The organism is Pseudomonas sp. McL0111, assembly GCF_052567255.1.
The window spans coordinates 3,949,788-3,970,005 of sequence record NZ_CP199585.1 but is presented as its reverse complement, the minus strand read 5'-3'; the positions used below and the strand labels follow the sequence as shown (position 1 = coordinate 3,970,005).

The following is a 20,218-nucleotide window of genomic DNA, read 5'->3' as shown; positions in this document are numbered from 1 at the left end:
TTGCTGCAAACGCCCTCTCGGGTCGCGAAAGAGCGCGGTCCGTCCGCCACTAAAATGAGTGTTTTACCGACTCAGGTATTGGTCTTCAGCTTGGTCCACAACCGCGTACTCAGCCGCGCAATCGCAGCAGGTAACTCCTCGACGGTGAACAACTTCTCCAGCACGCTTTTTGGCGGATAAATCGCCGGATCGTCTTTAACGTCCGGATTCAAGAACTCATTCGCCGCCGCATTCGGGTTGGCGTAATGGATGCTGTTGCTAATGTTGGCAATCACCTTGGGTTCGAGCAGGTAGTTCATGTAGGCGTAACCGTTTTTCTCATGCGGCGCGCTTTTCGGCATGACCATCATGTCGAACCACAATGTCGTGCCTTCGTCCGGGATCGAGTAAGCGATGTCGATACCGTTTTTCGCTTCTTTGGCGCTCGCGGCAGCCTGGACGATATCGCCGTTGAAACCGATCACCGCGCACACGTTGCCGTTGGCCAGATCGCTGATGTATTTCGAAGCATGGAAGTACTGAATATACGGACGAATCTTCAGCAATGCCTGCTCGGCCTTTTTGTAATCTTCCGGTTCGTGACTGTGTGGCGGCAAGTGCAGATAGTTGAGGGTGATCGGCAGCACCTGGGTCGGGTTATCGATGAACGCTACACCGCACTGGCTGAGTTTTTTGATGTTTTCTTCATCGAAAAACATCTTCCACGAATGGGTGATATCAGTGTTACCGAAGATCGCCTTGATCTTTTCAACGTTGTAACCGATGCCAGCAGTGCCCCACATGTACGGATAACCGTACTGATTGCCGGGGTCGTTGACTTCAAGCTTTTGCATCAATACGGGGTCGAGGTTTTTCCAGTTCGGCAACTGCGACTTGTCGAGTTTCTGGATCGCTCCGGCCTTGATCAGACGCGACAGAAAGTGGTTCGACGGGCTGACCACGTCATATCCGGTGTTGCCGGTCATCAACTTGGACTCCAGCACTTCGTTGCTGTCGTGAATATCATAAGTGGTCTTGATGCCGGTGGCCCGGGTGAAGTTGGCCAAAGTGTCCGGGGCGATGTAGCTGTTCCAGTTGGAGATGTTGACGGTTTCGTCGGCGTAAGCGGCCGTCGAACTGGCTGCGAGTGCGACTGCCAGGGAAAGTGAGTTGATGCGCATGTTCTATCACCTGTGTTGAATGGCTTTTATTCTTGTGCGATGCGGAATTTCAGATTTCTGTTCTGGCCCTGACCGCCTCCACGCGCATGCGAAGCATGGCACCGATATCGAAGAAAGGACGTGGCGGCAGCCAGCCGGGCTCGGCCCGTTGCATCACCGATTGCAGAAGTGGCGAGTCAACGCCGCTCGCCAGTTCCGCGAGCAACCGTCCCCACAAGGTTCCGCGTGCCACGCCCGAGCCATTGCAACCGGCGACGGCAAACATGCCCTCTTGCACCCGTTCAAAAAAGGCCTGACCGCTGCGGGTCGCACTCAAATGGCCGGTCCAGGTGTACTGAATGTCTCGCTCGCCAAGGAACGGAAAGCGCCGTTGCAGTCCCCGAGCATGGTGTTGCCGACGTTGGGCCAGTTCGCTGTTGGACAGATCGCGCGTGCGGTATTCGGCAGTGTTGCGGATCATCACGCGCCGGTCAGGCGTTAACCGTACCGTCGCGCCCAGCGGTCGGGTCGAGAGCACGCCCCACGGCTCGACCGCGCCAATCGATTGAAACTCCCGGTCAGTCAACGGCCGCGTGAGGCTGGCGCTGAGTTCCATCGGGAACGTCGCGCTATCGCTGATCCCGACTCGGGGGATGAACGCATTCAGGCACACTAGAACCTGCTTTGCCTCGATGCTGCCATCGACAGCAGTGGCCCGCAGACGCCCATGGCTCAGGCGCTCAAGAGCGCTGATATCCGTGTTCTCGAAAACCGTGACGTTATCCGGCAACGCATCGAGCAAGCCCTTTACGTATTTGGCCGGCTGCAGCAGGCCGTTGCCCTGGCCGCACCAGATCGCCGATTCGTAGTGACGGGTACCGAGTTTCGCGGCCAGTTGTTCACCCTGCAAAAACTCGGCGCGGGCACCGAGTGCACGCAACGTCGCGAGTTTGGCGTCGACATGATCGAGCTTGGCCGGGTCATTGACCGCAAAGTAGTAACCGCTGTCACGAAAGTCGCAGTCGATGGCATGCCGGGCAATGCGTTGGCGCACTTCTTCGCTGGCTGCGCGGGAAATCTGCGTGTCGATTTCGAACCCGGCAAAGCCCGATGCACCAATCAGCTCACTTGTCGCCGGATGTTCGTGAGCCACGACAAACCCGGAGTTGCGTGCCGAAGCGCCTTGCGCCGCACGTTGCCGGTCCACAACCACGATGCGCGCCTGAGGGTGCATTTCAGCAAGTGTATGAGCGGCACTGAGCCCGGTGATTCCCGCACCGATTACCAGCCAGTCGGCGCGTTGCGCACCACTCAGGCGACCGCGCTCCGCTGATCCACCCGCCTGCGCGATCCAGCCACATACGTTTTCCATGCTCACCTCATTGACTATCGTACTGGGCTTGCTTCTCAACATCCGTCATGCGTGAATCGCATGCTCAACTTGAGAAGACTGCCGCCAGAGCTAAAATCTATAAGGTCTTCGCTGGACCAACCAACGTTATAAAATCATCGAGCCATTCTGAAAACGCATGGATAAAATTCGCCACGTTCCGTCGCTGCAAGCCATGCAAGCGCTGGTTGAAGTCGCTACTTGCGGCAGCTTCACCCTGGCGGCGCAGAAACTGTGCCTGACCCAAAGCGCCGTGAGCCGGCAGATTCAGCAACTGGAAAGTCATTTCAATGTCGCACTGTTGATCAGAACCAGCCGCAGCCTGCGCCTCACGCCGGAAGGTGAACAGGTATTGGCCAGCGCTCGCAGCATCCTTGAACAACTGAACACCCTCGAAGAACGCCTCGCCCCGCAGCAACGCCCGTTTCGCATTCGCATGCATGTGTCGCTGGCGGTGCGTTGGCTTTTGCCGAAACTCAGCGACTTCTATGTGAGCCATCCAGAGGTCTCGCTGGCGATTGAAACCGTCGCCACCGAAGTCGTCGAACCGGCCATCGACAGCGATGCCTACATTCTCTATCTGCCGCAAGCCTCCAGCGACCCGGATTGCCTGACGCTGTTTGAGGAAATGCTGGTGCCGGTGTGTTCACCCGATCTGGCAAATGCGCCACGCTCGATAGAAGAGTTATCGCGCTTTGCGTTGCTGCATCGCTCGGTGGATCGTCAGGCCTGGTTCGAATGGCTGACAGCAAACGACGGCAAACCGCTGGAGGATTACCGGCACATTCCATTCAACCTCGATGAACTGGCACTGGATGCGGCAGCACGAGGATTGGGAGTGGCGGTGACGGACATGACACTGGCGGCGGAGTCGATTGAACGTGGATTGCTGGTTGTGCCGTTCGGCGAGCCGTTGAACACCGGGGGGATTTATTCGTTGTGTTTGCAGCCTGCGGCGGCTTCACATCCGGCGACCGCGTTGGTCATGCAATGGTTTGCGGCAAAAGCTCAGCAGTAACACACGCGTCTACTGGGGATTGGCTTGTGCCGGCGGGGAAAAGGTTTGCAGATAGGCCAACAAGTTATCGAGTTTTTCTTCGTCACTCAGCCCCCAGAAGATCATCCGCGTTCCCGGCACCACACCTTTCGGGTCTTTCAGATACGCCGTCAGCGTTTCACGATCCCAGGTCACGCCTGAGTTTTTCATCGCGTCCGAGTAGACGTAGTTTTCCGATGTCCCGGCAGGTCGGCCGATGATCCCGTTGAGTTGCGGGCCGAAGCCCGGGCGGGCGGATTCGCCGACCTGGTGGCAACCGCCGCACAGGCGCGGGAAGATCTTTGCGCCGGCTTGCGGGTCGCCGGCTGCCAGCACGGAAGTGCTGAGCAGGCCATTGCAAAGGATCAAGGCAAGCATGAGTGAGGCGGTGTTTTTCATCTGGCGGTCCAAAACGGCGTAATGCAATCCGGGTAAGGCTAACACTTTGTGGCGAGGGAGCTTGCTCCCGCTGGGTCACGAAGTGGCCCCGCTCTTTTACTCCAGAGCAGGGCATGCTGCGCAGTCCGGCGGGAGCAAGCTCCCTCGCCACAGGGATCGGGGATTTTTACAGGTAGGCGGCGATGGTCTTTCTGACTTTGATCAATGCCTCGCGCAACTCGTCCATCCCCACCGAGCCCAGCGCCAGGCGGATCGCGTGCGGCACATGCGCCGACACCACAAAAGGCTCGGCGCTGGTGACTGAAACCTGTTCGTGCATCAATTCGACAACGACCTGATCGGTGCGGACGTCTTCCGGCAACGGCATCCAGACAAAGTACGACGACGGATGGGCAACGTAACGCAGCCCTTTGAGCAACTCGGCGGCCAGCGCCTGACGAGCCTGCGCGTCATCGCGTTTTTGCGCTTCGAGCACGGTGACGGTGCCGTCGTCGAGCCAACCGCAGGCAATCGCGGTCATCACGCCGGGAGTGTTCCAGGTGGTGGCGCGGATGATCCGTTCCAGCGCCGGCACGGTTTGCGCGGGCGCTGCGATAAAACCGACGCGCAGACCGGTGGCGATGCTCTTCGAAATACCCGACACATAAACCGTGCGCTCCGGTGCCAGATCGATCAGCGGACGCGGTGGGTTTTCGACCAGAAAGGCGTAGGCCGCGTCTTCGATGATCGTCAGATCATGCTTGCGGGCAATCGCCACCAATTGCTCGCGCTGCTCGATTGGCGTCACCCAGCCCAGCGGATTGTGCAGCGTCGGCATGCAGTAGATGGCCCGCACCGAGCGCTGGCGGCAAAGTTTTTCCAGCGCTTGGAGATCCGGCCCGTGCTCGGTGACAGGAATCGCCACCACCTCTAGATGCAGCGCTTCGGCCAGCACTTTGAAACCCGAATAAGTCAGCGCATCCGCCGCGATCACATCACCGGGTTTGAGCAGCGCCATCATCGTCACCGCGAGGCCCTGCTGGGCACCGTTGACGATCAGCACTTGCTCGGCATCAACGCTTACCCCACGGGTTTTCAGGTGTTTGGCGACAGATGCCCGCTCATGGGCGCGACCGGCGTGCGGCTGGTAACGCAGCAGAGCCTCCAGATCGCCGGACAATGCCAACTGGCGCAACGCGGTGCGTAACAAATCAGCCTGACCGGGTAATGACGGATAGTTGAAATTCAGATCGATCATACCGACCGCGACATCTTTCTGATCGATGCCCTGCCCCGGCGACAGCGAAGTCTCCCGAACAAAAGTGCCACGTCCGGACTCACCGCTGACCAGTCCCATCGCCTCCAGCTCCGCATACACCCGCGAAGCGGTGACCAGCGCCAACCCTTCGCGGGCGGCCAATTGTCGATGCGTGGGTAACCGAGTCCCGGGCGACAACAGCCCCGAACGGATGTCCGCCGCGTAAGCATCAACCAGCGTCTTGTAACGGGAGCGCGGCATGTCGACTGTATCCATGACGATTTTTTGATTGTGCTGATTCTCAGTCATAGGATTCAACCGACGCAACCCCACTTTCGAGCGTGATCGCACATGGAACGAACCTCGCACCTGCCTCACCCGGCACTGGAAAAAACCAGTGGCTGGATCAACGGTTTCATCGGCGTGCTGATCTTCAGCGGTTCGCTGCCGGCAACGCGCCTGGCGGTGCTGGAGTTCGATCCGGTGTTTCTCACGGTCGCCCGCGCCGCCATAGCCGGGGTGCTGGCGCTATGCCTGTTGTGGCTTTTTCGCGAGCGCCGACCGGCACGCGATCAGTGGCTGTCGTTGTTGATTGTCGCCATGGGCGTGGTGCTGGGGTTTCCGTTGCTGACCGCGCTGGCGCTGCAACACGTGACGTCAGCCCATTCGATTGTGTTTGTAGGATTGCTGCCGCTGGCGACGGCGATTTTCGCTGTGCTGCGTGGCGGTGAGCGCCCGCGCCCGGTGTTCTGGATCTTCTCGGTGCTGGGCAGTGCGCTCGTGGTCGGCTTCGCGATGTCCCGAGGTCTGACCGCCTCGCCTACCGGTGATTTGCTGATGCTGGCGGCGATTGTCGCCTGCGGTCTTGGTTATGCCGAAGGTGCAAAACTGTCGCGAACCTTAGGTGGCTGGCAGGTGATCTGCTGGGCGCTGGTGTTGTCTTTGCCGGTGATGGCGTTGTCGAGTCTGTGGCTGGCGCCCGCCACGTTCAGCGGCATCAGCCTTCCGGCGTGGCTGAGTCTGGCCTATGTTTCGTTGTTCAGCATGCTGATCGGTTTTGTGTTCTGGTATCGCGGACTGGCCCAGGGCGGAATCGCGGCGGTTGGACAGTTGCAGCTGCTGCAACCGTTTTTCGGCCTGGCGCTGGCGGCGACGTTGCTGCACGAGCAGGTCAGCCTTGGCATGCTCGCGGTGACGCTGGGAGTGATTCTGTGTGTGGCGGGCGCGAAGAAGTTCGCCAAATGAAGTTCAAGCCTCGCCAGCCTTCCACTCGCGCGGGCTGAGCCCGGTCTTGCGGCGAAACGCCCGGGCCAGTGCCGAAGGACTTTCGTAACCGACCTCCTCGGCAATCAACGCAATTGGCTTGCCTTCGCGCAGACGCTTCTGCGCCAGGCTGACCCGCCAACTCACCAGATAATCGGCGGGCGACTGGCCCACCACCCGACGAAATAGCTCGGCAAACCCGGCCCGCGACAGGTTCGCGGCAGCCGCCAGTTCGGCCACGCTCCACGGCGTGGCCGGCTGCTCATGCATCAGGTTCAAGGCGCGGGACAAGCGTGGATCGGCCAGCCCGGCGATCATCCCCGGTTGTTGTTCGCGACGGCTGATGAGGTGGCGCAACAGCAGAATGACCAGCAACTCGAACAACCGATCCAAGACCGCCATATGCCCGCAATGTCCCTCAAGCGCTTCCTTGAACAGCCATTCGAGAGTAGGGCCGAGTTCCGGAATTTCAGTCAGTTTCAGCACCAGATAATCCGGCAGCGCCGCCGCCAAGGCATTGCCCGAGCCGCCGTCGAACGTCAGCGTTGCGCACACCACTTTGGTGTCCATCGCCTCGTCGGCGAACATTCGGTGGGCAAAGGGTCTGGGAAAGAAAATCAGCGACGGCTCGTCCAGACGGATCTCGCGCTCAGTGCCCGGCTTGAGCAACAACTCACCCGCCTGCAACAGATGCACATGCCCGCACGGCTCGCCCTCATGGACGTTGACGCCGCAGAAGGTGCCGCTATGAAAGGTTCCGGCATTGACGCCGAAATGGCTGAGCAGCGTGGAAAGGCGATCCATGGGCAACTCCCGAGTACGATTCTGGACGATCTGTCGCATATCCTCGACGATATGCATCCAAAGCACCAGTCACGCTGAATAAGATGACCTCCATCCCCGGCGCACAACGCACCGGGATTCTGGAGAGTCAACATGAGCCGCATCAGCGCAATCAGCCTCGCCAACGCTACCGAAACCACTCGCCCGGTGCTTGAAGGTGTACAAAAGAAAATCGGTTTCCTGCCCAACCTGTTTGCAACGCTGGCCAAGGCGCCCGTGGCGCTCGATACCTACGTGCAAGCCTCCGCGACCCTCGGCAAGACCTCGCTGAGCGCCAAGGAAAAAGAGGCGGTGTACCTCGCCACTTCGCAGGTCAACGGTTGCGATTACTGCCTGGCGGCGCACACTTTGTTCGCGAGCAAGTCCGGACTTTCAGCGCAGAACATCGTGGCCGCGCGTCAGGGCGAACTGAACGCCTACGCCGCCCTCGCCTATCAGTTGACTGAAAGTCGTGGTCACTTGAGTGATGAGCAGATCGCCGCAGCCCGTGCTGCCGGAATCGATGACACAAAAATTATCGAAGTGATTGCGCTGGTCGCGGTGCAGACCCTGACCAACTACCTGAACAACACTGCCCTGACCGACATCGACTTCCCGGCCATCTAACCGCCGACCAAAACACAAACCCCCTGTGGGAGCTGGTTTGCCAGCGATGAGGCCGGTACATCCGACATTGATGCTGGCTGACCTGACGCCATCGCTGGCAAGCCAGCTCCCACAGGTATTTCTGTTGATTCATTAAATCTGGCGGGATCACCCAAGTCTTCAGGCGTGCTCGACCCCGGCGCGTTTGAGCAGCTTCTTGCAGCGCTCGGACAAGTGGAAAACCTGCAAATCCTTGCCAGCCTTTTCATAGCGCTCGCGCAAGGTTTTCAGCGCAGCAATCGCCGAGTAATCGACAAAGCTCAGATGCCGACAATCAATCGTCACCCGCGCCGGGTCATTGGCCGGATCAAATTGATTGAGGAACGGCGCGGTCGAGGCAAAAAACAATGTGCCATGCAGGCGATAGAGTTTGCTGCCGTCAGCCTCCAGATGTTCGTCGGCGTACAGTTCGCGAGCCTGCTGCCAGGCGAAGTTCAACGCGGCGATGATGATGCCGCACAGCACCGCCGTCGCCAGATCGGTGAACACGGTAATCGTGGTCACGGCAATGATCACCAGCACATCGTTGAGCGGTACTTTGTTCAGCACGCGCAACGAAGCCCAGGCGAAAGTCTGCTGCGACACCACAAACATCACACCCACCAGCGCCGCCAGCGGAATGCGCTCGATCAGCGGCGACAGAAACAGAATGAACAGCAGAATCAACACCCCCGCCACCACGCCGGACGTACGTCCGCGCCCACCGGAACTGAGGTTGATCACGGTCTGCCCGATCATCGCGCAACCGCCCATGCCGCCAAACGCACCCGACACCACGTTCGCCGCGCCCAGCGCCACGCACTCGCGATCCGGATAACCACGGCTCTCGGTGATTTCGTCGGTGAGGTTGAGGGTCAGCAGGGTTTCCAGCAGGCCAACCAGCGCCATCAAAATCGCGTACGGCGCGATGATGCGCAGAGTCTCCAGGTTCCACGGGATATCCGGCAGTGCGAACGTCGGCAGACCACCGGCGATGTGCGCCATGTCCCCGAGGGTACGAGTCGGCAAGCCGAACAGGTAGACCAGCAGCCCGACGCCAAGGATTGCCACCAAGGCTGGCGGCACGGCGCGGGTCAGACGCGGGAGGATGTAAACGATGGCCATGGTCAGCAGCACCAGCCCGGTCATCAGGTACAACGGCGTGCCGCTGAGCCAGTGTTCACCGGACTTGAAGTGCTCCAGTTGCGCCAGCGCAATGATGATCGCCAGACCGTTGACGAAGCCGAGCATCACCGAATGCGGCACCATCCGCACCAGTTTGCCCAGCCGCAACAGCCCGAACGCCATCATGATCAAACCGCCAAGCAACACCGTCGCCAGCAAATACTGCACGCCGTGCTGCACCACCAGCGCGACGATGACCACCGCCATCGAACCCGCCGCGCCGGAGACCATTCCCGGCCGACCGCCGAACAATGCCGTCAGCGTACAAATGATGAAGGCGCCATACAGGCCCATCAGCGGGTTGAGGTGGGCCACCAGTGCGAACGCAATGCACTCGGGCAACAGGGCAAAAGAGGTGGTGAGTCCGGCCAGGACATCGGCGCGCAGACGTTTAGCTTTCATGGTTTACCTGACTGGCGACCGACGGGAGTGGTCGCTGTTTTTCGCGGAAAAAGAGGGTGGCGAATGTTACGGAATTGTTCGGGATCGGGCCAGTCATCGCTGACATCAACGTGCCTGCGCTCTATGCTTGCGCGGTCTTTCCTGCCCATTGAGTTCGAACATGCCGCCACTTCTCACTGCTCGCGAGGTTTGTCAGCCCTTGCGCGATGCTGCGCTGGGGGTGCTGGCGCTCAGATTGAGCGAAACGCCTGCCGGAGCGGGACTGGTCGCGGTCGATATTGAAGGCTGGTGTCTGGTACTGGATTTTGAAGGTGGACGGTTGCATCACTGCGAGTCCGCTCGCTGCCCCGATGGACGCGAAGGTGCGCTCGACAGCTGGCAAAACTACGGCACCGATCCGGTGAGTTTGCTCAGTACCTGGGAGTTGGGGCAGATTGAACGCTTGCTCGCTCAACACGGCTGAGGCGGATCAACCCTGCCGCAAATCGAGCAGGTAGGTGTAGTAACCCGTATCCCGCACATAACCGAGCGACTCGTACAAACCCTGAGCGGTGAAGTTATCGGTCGCGGTTTCCAGCATCAGACCCTTCGCGCCGGTTTCCACAGCAAAATCCCGCGCTGTATTCATCAGCAGTCTGCCGACGCCCCGGCCACGGGCGACTTGGGCGGTGAACAGATCACTGAGCAGCCAGGTACGGTGGGCATCGATCGAGGAAAACGTCGGGTACAACTGCACAAAACCCAGTGCCTCACCACGTTCATCCTGGGCGAGAAAAATCGCCGATTCGCTGTTGGCCATGCGCTCGGCAATGAACGCCCGCGATTGCTCAAGGTTCGACGGTTGCTGATAAAACCCTCTGTATGCGTCGAATAACTGCGCCACCGCATCCAGATGGGTCGCGTCGGCCCGCAGTGCCTTAATCGTCATATCCCTGCCTCGTTCCTTTAAATGATCGACCCAGCATAGCGCTGTCCGTCGAGTAAGCTGGCCTGACCGCTATATAGTTTTGTATATTGCGAAACCGAAATCGCCAGAACCTGTCCATGCCGTCCATCAATTCCGTGTATCCATGAGCGCCATCCGAGTACGCAACGAGCAGTTGATCCTTGCCGCCGCCAGCGAAGAATTCGCTGCCAACGGCTTCGACGCCACCCAGACCCGCGACATCGCGGCCCGTGCCGGGGTGCCCAAGGCCAACCTGTATTACTACTTCCAGACCAAGGAAAACCTCTACGGCAAAGTGTTGCTGGGGTTTGTCGAACCGCTGCTGGAAGCTTCCGCCGTGCTGCGCGAAAGCGACGATCCGCTGATCGGCCTGCGCGCCTACGTCGCCGCCCGTATCCGTATCGCTCGCGAGCACCCGGCCATCGCCAAGGTATTCAGCGGCGAACTGCTGCTCGGCGGCCGCCAGTTGCCCGACGAATGCCGCGACCTTCTGCACGCCGAAGCCCGACGCAACGTCGACTGCCTGCGCAGCTGGATCGACCGTGGCCTGCTGGCGCCGGTTGATCCTGAACATCTGATGCTGTTTATCTGGTCGGCCACCCGCACCTACACCAATATCGGCTGGCAAATGGGCCGCATCACCGGCCGTGAGGAACCGCAGGATGAGGATTATCAGACGGCAGCGGATACGATTACGCGGCTGGTGCTGGAGGGGGTAATGGCGCAGAGGGTTGGGGAGATTCGCGGGGTTTTGTTTGCGACTTGAGGGCGGTCGGGGCTGCTGTGCAGCCCAACGGGGATAAATCCCCTCGCCACCGGGTTTTGCAAGCTCAGGGCATGAGGTCCAGTGGCAAAGTCTGGTCGCCCGATATTCGTTTGTGCCAGGCGAGCAATGCATTGGGTACTCGTTTTTTCCATTCCGGCACGTTGGTGTAGTAGCGAGCGCGGGATTCGCGCTGATCATCTAAAACCAGCAACACCAGCCACAGTCTGCCTTCCGGTGCGCGCATCAGAATCCCCGCGTTGCTACTGGCCAAGCCGCGCAGCCAGAATTCATCGACTTGAGCATTCGGAATATCGCTGGAGGCATCGCCCGACGCCATTGATCCGCTGTTTTGCAGCAATGTCTGGTAATCATCCTTGAGCAGCGCATGTAGCAGTTCATCTTCCTGCTGAGTTCGTGCCACGCCAAGGCTGAGCAGATCGTAGTCGATTGACTGTGATTGTTCCGACGCAACATAACGTCCGCCGTAGTAGACCCCCATCCCACCGCCGCAAGCTGGATCGGAGCCGTCTTGCGCAACGTCCAGCAAACCATTGAACGCACTGAACCTCAGCGAACAACCTGTTCCGCTGTAATGAGCTTCGGTGCCAACAATGGTGGCAATACCGTCCATATCGCCCGAGTTGGCGCCGGCCACCGCCGATATATCGAAAGATATGTGGTCGGCGTCGATGCGCTTTGTTTGCAACGTGGCCCCGGAGGATACGCCCCAGGGAATAATCTGCCAGGTGGCATCCCAACTGAACGGCTTGACCATGTATTCAAGCGCCTTGAGCCGCATCAAATACTCGCGACGCAGACACGGAACATCCTCGGCGCATTGATTGCGGTTTTTTAGCCATCCTCGCTGGTCGGCCTTCAACGCTTTCGGATCAGCGACTTTGGCCAAAGTCGGACGCCATAGAACACCCAGTTTCTTATCAAGATCAGAAATATAAGAATCGCTACAGATGGTTTTTTCAGTCTTGCTGGCAGCGCTGGCGCAATCGAAGCTGCTGGCGTGAACGACCGGGATAAATACCAGGGATGTCAGTAACAAGGCATAGCGGAGATTGAACGCGAGCATCGACAGATTCCATTCTTCAGACGGCGGCATTATGCATGCGCCCACCATTTTTGGGGCGCAACAAATCCCTGTGGGAGCGAGCTTGCTCGCGAAGACGTAGTGTCAGGTCACGTTGATGCCGGATGTGCCTAAGCCTTCGCGGGCAAGCCCGCTCCCACAGGGTTTACCGGGCTTTCAGAAAATGATGTCAGCGGCGGGTTTGACGTCGATACGGGCCATGGCGCCGGTCAGGTGGGCCAAATCCTTGTTGTGTTCGGCGATGATGTCTTCGGCTGACATGTTGCCGTTGTCGAGGGTGGAATGTGCATTTGCTGCCAGCACCACGTCGTAGCCCAGTTGATGGGCTTGGCGCACGGTGGCGTTGACGCAGTAGTCGGTTTGCAGACCACAGATCACCAGCGAATCGAAATCTTCCTTGGGCAGCAGTTTTTGCAGGTTGGTCTGGTAGAACGAATCCGGGGTGGTTTTGCGTACGCGCAGGTCTTTTTCCGAGGTTTCCAGGCCTTCGGCCAGTTGCCAGCCTTCAGCACCGTGTGCCAGCGGGCTGTCCTTTTCTTCGTGCTGAATCAGCACCACCGGCACTCCGGCCATGCGGGCGCGGGCGCTGAGGTGGTTGATGGTGTTGATTACGCGGGGGATGTCGTAGCACTCGTATTCGCCCGAGCAGAGGGCGCGCTGTACGTCGATGATCAGCAGTGCGGTGGCCATGGTGTGTCTTCCTTGATCGGAACTTGAGACAGGGACGGACGCGAGTCCGCCCCCTATTTACGCCTCTCAGTAACCCAGTGACAACCCTGTGTTGCGCCGTGGATCGTTGGCGCCGTAGAAGCGGTTTTTACCGACCGGTTTGCCACCCAGTGATGGCGCGCCGACCAGAATCGCCGCGATGTGGTTGGCATCTTGCGGCCCGGCAAACTTGTGGCCCCAGCTCTCGAGGATTTTCTTCGTGTCTGGACTGGCGGCGTAATCTTCGAGGTTGGTCTGCTCAGGCATCCACTGCTGGTGGAAGCGCGGCGCATCAACCGCTTCCTGCAAGCCCATGCCGTAGTCGATGACGTTGAGCATGGTCAGCAGCGTCGCGGTGATGATGCGGCTGCCACCCGGCGTGCCGACCACCATCACCACTTTACCGTCCTTGGTGACAATGGTCGGGCTCATCGACGACAGCGGCGCCTTGCCCGGAGCGATGGCGTTGGCCTCGCCCTGCACCAGACCGTACATGTTCGGCACGCCGACCTTGGAGGTGAAGTCATCCATCTCGTCGTTGAGAATCACCCCGGTTTTGCTCGCCATCACACCCGCACCGAACCAGTCGTTGAGGGTGTAAGTCACCGAGACTGCGTTGCCCCACTTGTCGACAATCGAATAGTGGGTGGTGTTGCTGCCTTCATGCGGCGCCACACCGGGTTTCAGTTCAGCCGAAACACCGGCCTTCTGCGGCTGAATCGCGTCGCGCAGCTTGGTCGCGTAGTTCTTGTCGAGCAGGTGCTCGATAGGGTTTTTCACGAAATCCGGATCGCCGAGGTAGCTGTTGCGATCCACATAAGCGTGGCGCATCGCTTCGATCTGGTAGTGCATGCCCTGGGCCGAATGGAAGCCCAGATCCTTCATCGGATAACCTTCAAGAATGTTCATGATCTGGCAGATCACCACACCGCCGGAGCTTGGCGGCGGCGCCGAGACCACGTGGTAACCACGATAGTCGCACTCCACCGGGGCCAGCTCGCGGGTCTTGTATTTGTCGAGGTCGGCCTGAGTGATGATGCCTTTGTTGGCCTGGCTCGACGTGACGATGGCGTCGGCTACCCAGCCTTTATAGAAGCCGTCAGTGCCCTTCTCGGAAATCGTCCGCAGGGTTTTGCCGAGATCTTTCTGCACCAGTTTTTGCCCGACCTGCATCGGCTCGCCGTTGTGCAGGAAGATCGAACCAGAGTCGCGCATGTCCTTTTTGAACACATCGGTGGCGTAGTCGAGCAGATCGACGTCGCCCTGTTGCAGCTCAAACCCTTCTTCCGCCAGTTTGATCGCCGGGGCAATCATTTCCTTGCGCGGTTTGGTGCCGTACTTGGTCAGCGCCAGCTCCATGCCCGACACGGTGCCGGGGATGCCGACCGCCAGATGCCCGCGAGTGCTCAGGTCCGGGACGACGTTGCCGTCCTTGTCGAGATACATATTGGCTGTCGCCGCCAACGGGGCTTTTTCGCGGAAGTCGAGGAACGTCTTGCGCCCGTCGGCCAACTGAATGGTCATGAAACCGCCACCGCCAAGGTTGCCCGCTGCGGGATAAACCACCGCCAGCGCATACCCCACCGCGACCGCCGCATCCACTGCGTTGCCACCGCTTTTCAACACATCGACACCGACGTGCGTGGCCAGATGTTGAGCGGTAACCACCATGCCGTTTTCGGCGGCGACCGACGCCACCGACGCGGCGTGGGCCATCAGACAGCTGAGTGCCAGGGAGGTCGCTATCAGCGATTTGGCTAAAGGTTCGTACTTCATGAGTCGGTCTCTTTTTTGTTTTTAGGGTCTGTGAACAACAGAGGGAGCGCTTCAAGAGCAACCAGCAGTATGGCTCCGTTTGCGTATTGCGCCTCCTCGGTCAGGCAGTATGCTGGGCGCCATTGCTGTCCTGATCCGGAGTTCGCCTGCATGTCTTTCACCTTCATCACCCTGCCCTCGCCCGTCGGCGAGTTGAAGCTGGTCGCGAACGGCTCACGACTGGCGGCCATCCTCTGGGAAAACGACAAACCGGGGCGAGTGCGTCTCGGGCCGATGACTGAGGCGCCAGACAATCCGGTTCTGGTGAAAACGGCTCGGCAACTTGCAGAATATTTTGCCGGCAGCCGTGACTGCTTCGATGTGGAGCTGGATTTTGTCGGTACCGAGTTTCAGAAAAAGGTCTGGGCGGCGTTGCTGACCATTCCGTTTGGCGAGACCCGAACCTATAGCCAGATTGCCGAGCAGATCGGTAACCCGAGCGCGGTGCGGGCAGTGGGTGCAGCGAATGGGCGGAATCCGATTTCGATTATCGCGCCGTGTCATCGGGTGATTGGTGCGTCGGGGAAGTTGACTGGATTCGCCGGGGGGCTTGAGGCGAAGGAACGGTTGTTGACGCTGGAGGGTGGGCAATGGTCAGTCGCGGGTAAAACAGGCGATCTGTTTGAGTGACCTGCGAGTAAGGATTGTGGCGAGGGAGCTTGCTCCCGCTGGGCTGCGTAGCGGCCCCAATATTTTTGCCAGCGCTGCGCACTGGAGCGGGAGCAAGCTCCCTCGCCACAAAGAGCGGTTTCAGGCCGCGAACAGGTTATTCATCGCCGCATATTGCAACAGCATGATGGTCTTGGCATCGCAGATCTCGCCGCGATGGAACGCCGCCAAGGCCTCATCGAAAGACCACTCCAGCACTTCCAGTTCTTCAGTCTCTTCTTCCAGACCGCCGCCAGCGCCGACCTTCGACGCAGAGTCGTATTCGGCAATAAAGAAATGCAGCTTCTCGGTCACCGAGCCGGGGCTCATGTAAGCCTCGAATACTTTCTTCACGTCATGCACGCGGTAGCCGGTTTCTTCTTCGGCCTCGTCGCGAATTCGTTGTTCCGGTGCGGCACCTTCCAGCAGCCCCGCCGCCACCTCGATCAACAGTCCATCATGGCCGTTGACGAAGACCGGCAGACGAAATTGTCGAGTCAGCACCACGCTGCGTTTTTCGCGGTTGAACAACAGAATCGCCGCACCATTGCCCCGGTCGTAGACCTCGCGGCTCTGACGTTGCCATTCGCCGTTATTGCGCAAGTAGTCGAAGGTAATCTTCTTCAGCAGATACCAGTCGTGGGACAACACTTGGGTTTCGACGATGTTGACCCGCTCGGCGGTGTTGGGCATGACGTTCGATCCTTCTCATCAATGGACGCCCATGGTCGAATAATTACGTCCATAAAAAAAGCCCGGCAGCGCTACCGGGCTTCTTTATTTTCAGCTAACGAGCAACGTTCGATAGCGCATCAGCCGTTTCCTTCGTGGCTGAAGCCGCGCCATGGATCAGCGACCCATAACGCCGACTGAACTCCCAGTTATACGGCACACGATCCTTGCTGGTGCCGTTGTCCCAGTTTACCGACCAGGTCATCAGGCCCTTGATCGGCAGTCCTTTGATTGCCAGACGCTTGAGCACGTTGCCCACGACGGTTTTGTCGATCACGTAGCCAGTGGCGGCTGCATCGATGTTGGCTGGCAGGCCGATGACAAACTTGTCGGCGGCAATTTTGATGAATCCACGGGTGCCGGTCACCAGACTTTCGGTCAGGTAGTAGAGGAAGTCCTCTTTCAGCGCGTCGTTATTCTGCGCGATCCACGCACCTGCGCCGTTGTTGGCCTCTGGCACCCAGACCCCATCGCCACCCTGGTTATAAAACTGCGGAGCGATGAAGTCGTAGTAGCCTTCGAGTGCCTGCAAGTAACCAACGTATTTACCGTTTGTGGTCAGATACGGAAACTCCGGGGCCATGCTGATGATGAAGTGCTTGCCCTGGCCTGCGTAGTGATCCTTGACCAGTTTCAGCGCGGCCGGCAGTACGGTCTTGTTGGCAGCGAAGTCAATCGCGCTCTGTTCAAGATCGATGTCCAGCCCATCGAAGCCGTAGGTTTCCACCAGACGGATGATCTCGCTGGCCAGCGGTTGCTCCTGACCGCTGCGCAATTCGATGTGCGCATCGGCGCCACCGAGGGAAATCAGCACCGCTCGTCCCTGACTGTTCAGCACGCCGACTTGACGGCGAAACTCGGCGTCGGAAACGTTGAACGGTTTGAAGGTCGGAATCCCGCTGCCCTTCATGAAGGCGACGGCAACCACGTTGTATTCCGTGGGCACATTCTCCAGGGAGACATTGGCGAATTGACCCCGTTGGTATCCGTCACTCGGCCCTGCTGGCCAGTTGTGCCAGAAACCCATGAGGATCTTCTTGCCGACGAGGCTCGGCATCAGCGAGGCAGCATCGGCTGCCAGATTTTGCATCAAGGTAAAGTCGATTTTAGACATGTTCTAATCCTTCAGAACGTGTGGGTTCAGCGTTACGGACTTATTTGAAGTCCACGTCGAATGCCTGGTAGAAGGCGTTGCCGGTGTTGGCGACGATCCACATCAGCACGATAACGTGATGACCTTTTTTGCCCGCCGGTAGTTTCACTTCGTGATTGACCTTGGCCTTCAATTCATTCGGATAGCTGTAGTACGGCACCTGAGTGTAGAAGTCCTCGGCGAACGGCTTCGCCTCAAGTTGTGCACGAGTGATGCGCTGCTGCGGGTCCCAGCCATCCTTGGTAATCAGCCAGCGATAACCACGAGTGGTGTGCGGCGCGGTGTAGTTCCATTCGACTTTGAACGTCTGGCCTGGCTCGACATTGAGCAGCGGCCAGGTGAATGGACGACCCAATTTCTGGCTCATCTCGGTAGCCGTGAAGTTCACGCAATCACGGGCGTCGGTCTTGCCGCCGCTGAGGATGAAGCCATCGGCAGGCGGCGTGACGCTGTCACTGTCGGAGCCGTACGGGGCAGGAAACGGGCCAGCAGTCAGTGCCGGAAAATTCTTGCCGCCTTCCATTTCGTTGACCTGCCAGGCACCAAGCAATCCTTGCTCGATAGCCACCGCACCGCGGCTGGATGGAGACGTGACACGACCGTGTCGCAGTTGGGTTTGAGCTTGTGGTTGATTCATGTTTTTCACTCCGTTGATTTAAGAACTCTCCTTCCCGAGGAGAGGCATTCAAGCTAACGGAGGTGATTTTTTTGTCCATCGGCGGATTTGTCGCAGGGCTCTCCGATTGCTCCAGCAAAACGCCGAATACACTGGATATAAACACAGTATATTGCGCCGACTCTTACCCCACCTATGGCAAAAGGAGTACAGCCCAAAGGTACGAAAACTCGCATTCGCCGCTCACGACAACTGCGACTTGAACTCCTTTTCGTATTGTCCGGCGAGCTGCTCTTTCTGCTTTTCGTCGAGCAACTTGCCAGCCATCTGGAAGAACTTCTGCTCTTCTTCCTTGAGATGGTGATGCACCTTGTCCGACAGTTTCTTCGCGGTGACCAGCCATGCCGGGCTCGACATCTCGGTTTCATCCAGCTCTTCCATCATTTCGTCCATCTCATGGTGCTCGGAAATAGCGTGGCGGCTGAGATCGACGCCGTTGTCGAACTCCATCAGCGGGATGTAGAAATGGCGTTCTTCAGCGGTTTCATGGGCCTGAAGCTCGGCCTTGAGCTGCTTGTAGGCCTCAACCCTTTCAGGGGTATCGCCGCTGGTTTCGATCAGGGTTTTGGCATAGCTGCGCTGGCGGTCATGGCTTTCGCGCAGGGCTTCGAAAATGTTCATGGGGAGTCCTCGACGGCTAGCGTTTGAAATGACGCTGTAAAGGCTAGACCCCGGCGTACAAGCAGCGGTTCCACCTCATCTAGACAGGATTGGTAGAAATCCCCGAGGCGCGATAGGCTGCGGGCTCACCGCCATAAGGATGTCGCCATGACTTTGCGTATCGAGCTGTCGCAAAACCCCACGGAAGAACAACGCCAAGCCATTCTCGCGCCCCTGCGCGCCCATAACGCGGCCAAGGCTGGCGCGACAACGCCTGAGCCGGTTGCGCTGCTGGTGCGTGATGAGCACGACGCGATCCTCGGCGGGCTGTATGGCCGGGTGTTTTATCAGTGGTTGTTTATTGAGTTGCTGTCCGTGCCGGAAGCGGGACGGGGCCATGGCGTTGGCTCGAAACTGATGCACATGGCCGAGGAGTTCGCCAGGAACAAGGGCTGCATAGGCATCTGGCTCGACACCTTCGATTTTCAGGCGCCGGAGTTTTACAAGAAGCTTGGGTACAGCGAGTTCGGGGAGATTGTCGATTATCCGCCGGGGCACAAGCGGCACTTTTTCCAAAAGCGCTTGATGGATTGACTGAGCCGGCCTCATCGCGGGCAAGCCCGCTCCCACAGGGATCCAGGTTGAACACCGATCGTGTTCCAACACAACAACTGTGGGAGCGAGCTTGCTCGCGAAGACGACCGATCAATCAACGCAAAAGTTGATTGTTCACAAACAGGTCGCCAACGCCGCCAACCGGCGCTTGGCGAAGAAGTCGTCCTTCTGCGCGTAATAGCTCAAAACCGTACCCGAGGCGCCAGCGTCCACATCGACAAACGATTCCGCCGAACGCGTGTAAACCGTCGAACCACCCTTCTTGCCCGGCTGCAGATACGCACCCGCATCAACCCCGAACACCGCCTCGTCCTGCCAGGCGAATTGCACGCACTGCGCCACGACGTTCTCGGGCTTGTCCGAGGTCAGGGTTTTGTAGGGGCTTTTGGTGCGAGCATCGTTCATTACCGAACCCGCGCAACCGGCCAGCACAGTCGCTGCCAGCGCTACCATCAGAATTCGCATTGCATTCGCTCATTCAGAAAAAAGCGGACTGTATCACCGCAGCCAGAAGAATCGTTCTGCTTTACTGGATTTATAGCGCGACAGGCACGGGGCGCTTTGGCACCCTAAGGTCATCAGCCTCACAAGGAGCACATATGGCGGCCACCGACCACCGACACGAACACGCCCTGCAGCTGTTTCTCGACGCACGTCCCGAACTGCGCGAAACCCTCGACCATCTCAACCCGCTGCTGGCCCAGGCCAAAGGTGAAACCCAGGCGCAATACCGTCAGGAACGCCTGGACGAAGCCTTCGAAGCCGAGGCTGAAAATCAGAAACTGTTTGCCTGGGAGTTGACGTTGAAGCTCACCGTCGCAACGCCCGAGGAGTATCAGGCGCAGCGTCTGGAGGTGCACCGCGAAGTCGCGGAAATGGCCGGCATGGACTGGCAGGAATATTGCGATTTATATGGCATAGAGCCGTAAACGCCCTTCA

Annotated in this window: 23 protein-coding genes; 8 read left to right on the top strand and 15 right to left on the bottom strand. The window is 58.8% G+C overall.

The features are described from left to right. Nucleotides 1-71 precede the first annotated feature (71 nt). Both ACTWLJ_RS18255 and ACTWLJ_RS18250 read right to left on the bottom strand, forming a co-directional pair. Nucleotides 72-1,160 carry a polyamine ABC transporter substrate-binding protein gene (locus ACTWLJ_RS18255; RefSeq protein WP_445177856.1) on the bottom strand — a complete coding sequence of 363 codons (1,089 nt, stop codon included), beginning with the start codon at nucleotides 1,158-1,160 and terminating at the stop codon, nucleotides 72-74. A 49-nt stretch (nucleotides 1,161-1,209) separates the two neighbouring features. Further along, a complete protein-coding gene (locus tag ACTWLJ_RS18250) occupies nucleotides 1,210-2,511 on the bottom strand; it encodes an NAD(P)/FAD-dependent oxidoreductase (protein WP_445177855.1) in 1,302 nt (433 codons plus the stop codon). Nucleotides 2,512-2,668: 157 nt separating this feature from the next. Here ACTWLJ_RS18250 and ACTWLJ_RS18245 point away from each other — a divergent pair, with 157 nt between their 5' ends. Further along, nucleotides 2,669-3,547 carry a LysR family transcriptional regulator gene (locus ACTWLJ_RS18245; RefSeq protein ID WP_445177854.1) on the top strand — a complete coding sequence of 293 codons (879 nt, stop codon included), beginning with the start codon at nucleotides 2,669-2,671 and terminating at the stop codon, nucleotides 3,545-3,547. Between the two features lie 9 nt (nucleotides 3,548-3,556). Here the strand turns inward: ACTWLJ_RS18245 and ACTWLJ_RS18240 are convergent, their stop codons facing one another. Further along, entirely contained in the window at nucleotides 3,557-3,964 is a 408-nt protein-coding gene (locus ACTWLJ_RS18240; protein ID WP_445177853.1) for a c-type cytochrome, read from the bottom strand. 166 nt (nucleotides 3,965-4,130) lie between these two features. Beyond that, the gene (locus tag ACTWLJ_RS18235; protein WP_445177852.1) at nucleotides 4,131-5,462 is read right to left on the bottom strand and encodes an aminotransferase-like domain-containing protein; all 1,332 of its coding nucleotides are present in this window, start codon (nucleotides 5,460-5,462) and stop codon (nucleotides 4,131-4,133) included. A 90-nt stretch (nucleotides 5,463-5,552) separates the two neighbouring features. Between ACTWLJ_RS18235 and ACTWLJ_RS18230 the strand changes: the two genes are divergently transcribed. Next, nucleotides 5,553-6,446 carry a DMT family transporter gene (locus ACTWLJ_RS18230; protein WP_445177851.1) on the top strand — a complete coding sequence of 298 codons (894 nt, stop codon included), beginning with the start codon at nucleotides 5,553-5,555 and terminating at the stop codon, nucleotides 6,444-6,446. 3 nt (nucleotides 6,447-6,449) lie between these two features. On the opposite strand, the gene ACTWLJ_RS18225 is transcribed toward ACTWLJ_RS18230, so the two are convergent. Then, a complete protein-coding gene (locus tag ACTWLJ_RS18225) occupies nucleotides 6,450-7,268 on the bottom strand; it encodes a cupin domain-containing protein (RefSeq protein WP_445177850.1) in 819 nt (272 codons plus the stop codon). Nucleotides 7,269-7,400: 132 nt separating this feature from the next. On the opposite strand from ACTWLJ_RS18225, the gene ACTWLJ_RS18220 reads away from it, so the two are divergent. Next, nucleotides 7,401-7,913 (top strand): carboxymuconolactone decarboxylase family protein, encoded by a 513-nt coding sequence (locus ACTWLJ_RS18220; RefSeq protein ID WP_445177849.1) that lies wholly within the window; start codon nucleotides 7,401-7,403, stop codon nucleotides 7,911-7,913. Between the two features lie 159 nt (nucleotides 7,914-8,072). On the opposite strand, the gene ACTWLJ_RS18215 is transcribed toward ACTWLJ_RS18220, so the two are convergent. Next, nucleotides 8,073-9,518: a SulP family inorganic anion transporter gene (locus ACTWLJ_RS18215; RefSeq protein WP_445177848.1), complete on the bottom strand. Its 1,446-nt coding sequence runs from the start codon at nucleotides 9,516-9,518 to the stop codon at nucleotides 8,073-8,075. A gap of 160 nt (nucleotides 9,519-9,678) precedes the next feature. On the opposite strand from ACTWLJ_RS18215, the gene ACTWLJ_RS18210 reads away from it, so the two are divergent. Continuing rightward, nucleotides 9,679-9,981: a DUF7693 family protein gene (locus tag ACTWLJ_RS18210; protein ID WP_445177847.1), complete on the top strand. Its 303-nt coding sequence runs from the start codon at nucleotides 9,679-9,681 to the stop codon at nucleotides 9,979-9,981. A 6-nt stretch (nucleotides 9,982-9,987) separates the two neighbouring features. Here the strand turns inward: ACTWLJ_RS18210 and ACTWLJ_RS18205 are convergent, their stop codons facing one another. Next, nucleotides 9,988-10,446: a GNAT family N-acetyltransferase gene (locus ACTWLJ_RS18205; RefSeq protein WP_445177846.1), complete on the bottom strand. Its 459-nt coding sequence runs from the start codon at nucleotides 10,444-10,446 to the stop codon at nucleotides 9,988-9,990. 142 nt (nucleotides 10,447-10,588) lie between these two features. On the opposite strand from ACTWLJ_RS18205, the gene ACTWLJ_RS18200 reads away from it, so the two are divergent. Further along, nucleotides 10,589-11,230, top strand: coding sequence for a TetR/AcrR family transcriptional regulator (locus tag ACTWLJ_RS18200; protein WP_445177845.1), 642 nt, complete (start codon nucleotides 10,589-10,591; stop codon nucleotides 11,228-11,230). 64 nt (nucleotides 11,231-11,294) lie between these two features. On the opposite strand, the gene ACTWLJ_RS18195 is transcribed toward ACTWLJ_RS18200, so the two are convergent. From ACTWLJ_RS18195 to ggt, 3 genes are all read right to left on the bottom strand, one after another. Then, nucleotides 11,295-12,314, bottom strand: coding sequence for a lysozyme inhibitor LprI family protein (locus ACTWLJ_RS18195; RefSeq protein WP_445177844.1), 1,020 nt, complete (start codon nucleotides 12,312-12,314; stop codon nucleotides 11,295-11,297). Between the two features lie 174 nt (nucleotides 12,315-12,488). Then, nucleotides 12,489-13,022, bottom strand: coding sequence for a cysteine hydrolase family protein (locus tag ACTWLJ_RS18190; RefSeq protein ID WP_445177843.1), 534 nt, complete (start codon nucleotides 13,020-13,022; stop codon nucleotides 12,489-12,491). A 66-nt stretch (nucleotides 13,023-13,088) separates the two neighbouring features. Next, entirely contained in the window at nucleotides 13,089-14,816 is a 1,728-nt protein-coding gene (gene ggt / locus ACTWLJ_RS18185) for a gamma-glutamyltransferase (protein WP_445177842.1), read from the bottom strand. A 150-nt stretch (nucleotides 14,817-14,966) separates the two neighbouring features. Here ggt and ACTWLJ_RS18180 point away from each other — a divergent pair, with 150 nt between their 5' ends. Next, nucleotides 14,967-15,485: a methylated-DNA--[protein]-cysteine S-methyltransferase gene (locus ACTWLJ_RS18180; protein WP_445177841.1), complete on the top strand. Its 519-nt coding sequence runs from the start codon at nucleotides 14,967-14,969 to the stop codon at nucleotides 15,483-15,485. A 120-nt stretch (nucleotides 15,486-15,605) separates the two neighbouring features. On the opposite strand, the gene ACTWLJ_RS18175 is transcribed toward ACTWLJ_RS18180, so the two are convergent. The 4 genes from ACTWLJ_RS18175 to ACTWLJ_RS18160 all read right to left on the bottom strand — a co-directional run bounded on the left by ACTWLJ_RS18175 (nucleotide 15,606) and on the right by ACTWLJ_RS18160 (nucleotide 18,685). After that, complete coding sequence (locus ACTWLJ_RS18175) at nucleotides 15,606-16,196, bottom strand: NUDIX domain-containing protein (RefSeq protein ID WP_445177840.1); 591 nt, start codon at nucleotides 16,194-16,196, stop codon at nucleotides 15,606-15,608. A 94-nt stretch (nucleotides 16,197-16,290) separates the two neighbouring features. Next, a complete protein-coding gene (locus ACTWLJ_RS18170; protein ID WP_445177839.1) occupies nucleotides 16,291-17,349 on the bottom strand; it encodes a chitinase in 1,059 nt (352 codons plus the stop codon). Nucleotides 17,350-17,389: 40 nt separating this feature from the next. Then, on the bottom strand, nucleotides 17,390-18,025 hold the full coding sequence (locus tag ACTWLJ_RS18165; RefSeq protein ID WP_445177838.1) for a lytic polysaccharide monooxygenase auxiliary activity family 9 protein: 636 nt from the start codon (nucleotides 18,023-18,025) through the stop codon (nucleotides 17,390-17,392). A gap of 222 nt (nucleotides 18,026-18,247) precedes the next feature. Next, on the bottom strand, nucleotides 18,248-18,685 hold the full coding sequence (locus tag ACTWLJ_RS18160; protein WP_445177837.1) for a hemerythrin domain-containing protein: 438 nt from the start codon (nucleotides 18,683-18,685) through the stop codon (nucleotides 18,248-18,250). Between the two features lie 147 nt (nucleotides 18,686-18,832). Here ACTWLJ_RS18160 and ACTWLJ_RS18155 point away from each other — a divergent pair, with 147 nt between their 5' ends. Then, on the top strand, nucleotides 18,833-19,258 hold the full coding sequence (locus tag ACTWLJ_RS18155) for a GNAT family N-acetyltransferase (protein ID WP_445177836.1): 426 nt from the start codon (nucleotides 18,833-18,835) through the stop codon (nucleotides 19,256-19,258). A gap of 135 nt (nucleotides 19,259-19,393) precedes the next feature. On the opposite strand, the gene ACTWLJ_RS18150 is transcribed toward ACTWLJ_RS18155, so the two are convergent. Continuing rightward, entirely contained in the window at nucleotides 19,394-19,744 is a 351-nt protein-coding gene (locus tag ACTWLJ_RS18150) for a hypothetical protein (RefSeq protein ID WP_445177835.1), read from the bottom strand. Between the two features lie 134 nt (nucleotides 19,745-19,878). Between ACTWLJ_RS18150 and ACTWLJ_RS18145 the strand changes: the two genes are divergently transcribed. Next, nucleotides 19,879-20,208, top strand: coding sequence for a DUF6388 family protein (locus tag ACTWLJ_RS18145; protein ID WP_445177834.1), 330 nt, complete (start codon nucleotides 19,879-19,881; stop codon nucleotides 20,206-20,208). Nucleotides 20,209-20,218: the final 10 nt, after the last annotated feature.

Excerpts from the sequence above, each read along its gene's own strand:
- ACTWLJ_RS18255 (WP_445177856.1), bottom strand. The coding sequence starts at position 1,160 with ATGCGCATCAACTCACTTTCCCTGGCAGTCGCACTCGCAGCCAGTTCG.
- ACTWLJ_RS18170 (WP_445177839.1), bottom strand. The coding sequence starts at position 17,349 with ATGTCTAAAATCGACTTTACCTTGATGCAAAATCTGGCAGCCGATGCT.
- ACTWLJ_RS18215 (WP_445177848.1), bottom strand. The coding sequence starts at position 9,518 with ATGAAAGCTAAACGTCTGCGCGCCGATGTCCTGGCCGGACTCACCACC.
- ACTWLJ_RS18165 (WP_445177838.1), bottom strand. The coding sequence starts at position 18,025 with ATGAATCAACCACAAGCTCAAACCCAACTGCGACACGGTCGTGTCACG.
- ACTWLJ_RS18155 (WP_445177836.1), top strand. The coding sequence starts at position 18,833 with ATGACTTTGCGTATCGAGCTGTCGCAAAACCCCACGGAAGAACAACGC.
- ACTWLJ_RS18220 (WP_445177849.1), top strand. The coding sequence starts at position 7,401 with ATGAGCCGCATCAGCGCAATCAGCCTCGCCAACGCTACCGAAACCACT.
- ACTWLJ_RS18175 (WP_445177840.1), bottom strand. The coding sequence starts at position 16,196 with ATGCCCAACACCGCCGAGCGGGTCAACATCGTCGAAACCCAAGTGTTG.
- ACTWLJ_RS18240 (WP_445177853.1), bottom strand. The coding sequence starts at position 3,964 with ATGAAAAACACCGCCTCACTCATGCTTGCCTTGATCCTTTGCAATGGC.
- ACTWLJ_RS18195 (WP_445177844.1), bottom strand. The coding sequence starts at position 12,314 with ATGCTCGCGTTCAATCTCCGCTATGCCTTGTTACTGACATCCCTGGTA.
- ggt (WP_445177842.1), bottom strand. The coding sequence starts at position 14,816 with ATGAAGTACGAACCTTTAGCCAAATCGCTGATAGCGACCTCCCTGGCA.
- ACTWLJ_RS18200 (WP_445177845.1), top strand. The coding sequence starts at position 10,589 with ATGAGCGCCATCCGAGTACGCAACGAGCAGTTGATCCTTGCCGCCGCC.
- ACTWLJ_RS18180 (WP_445177841.1), top strand. The coding sequence starts at position 14,967 with ATGTCTTTCACCTTCATCACCCTGCCCTCGCCCGTCGGCGAGTTGAAG.
- ACTWLJ_RS18145 (WP_445177834.1), top strand. The coding sequence starts at position 19,879 with ATGGCGGCCACCGACCACCGACACGAACACGCCCTGCAGCTGTTTCTC.
- ACTWLJ_RS18235 (WP_445177852.1), bottom strand. The coding sequence starts at position 5,462 with ATGCCGCGCTCCCGTTACAAGACGCTGGTTGATGCTTACGCGGCGGAC.
- ACTWLJ_RS18210 (WP_445177847.1), top strand. The coding sequence starts at position 9,679 with ATGCCGCCACTTCTCACTGCTCGCGAGGTTTGTCAGCCCTTGCGCGAT.
- ACTWLJ_RS18160 (WP_445177837.1), bottom strand. The coding sequence starts at position 18,685 with ATGAACATTTTCGAAGCCCTGCGCGAAAGCCATGACCGCCAGCGCAGC.
- ACTWLJ_RS18150 (WP_445177835.1), bottom strand. The coding sequence starts at position 19,744 with ATGCGAATTCTGATGGTAGCGCTGGCAGCGACTGTGCTGGCCGGTTGC.
- ACTWLJ_RS18225 (WP_445177850.1), bottom strand. The coding sequence starts at position 7,268 with ATGGATCGCCTTTCCACGCTGCTCAGCCATTTCGGCGTCAATGCCGGA.
- ACTWLJ_RS18245 (WP_445177854.1), top strand. The coding sequence starts at position 2,669 with ATGGATAAAATTCGCCACGTTCCGTCGCTGCAAGCCATGCAAGCGCTG.
- ACTWLJ_RS18205 (WP_445177846.1), bottom strand. The coding sequence starts at position 10,446 with ATGACGATTAAGGCACTGCGGGCCGACGCGACCCATCTGGATGCGGTG.
- ACTWLJ_RS18190 (WP_445177843.1), bottom strand. The coding sequence starts at position 13,022 with ATGGCCACCGCACTGCTGATCATCGACGTACAGCGCGCCCTCTGCTCG.
- ACTWLJ_RS18230 (WP_445177851.1), top strand. The coding sequence starts at position 5,553 with ATGGAACGAACCTCGCACCTGCCTCACCCGGCACTGGAAAAAACCAGT.
- ACTWLJ_RS18250 (WP_445177855.1), bottom strand. The coding sequence starts at position 2,511 with ATGGAAAACGTATGTGGCTGGATCGCGCAGGCGGGTGGATCAGCGGAG.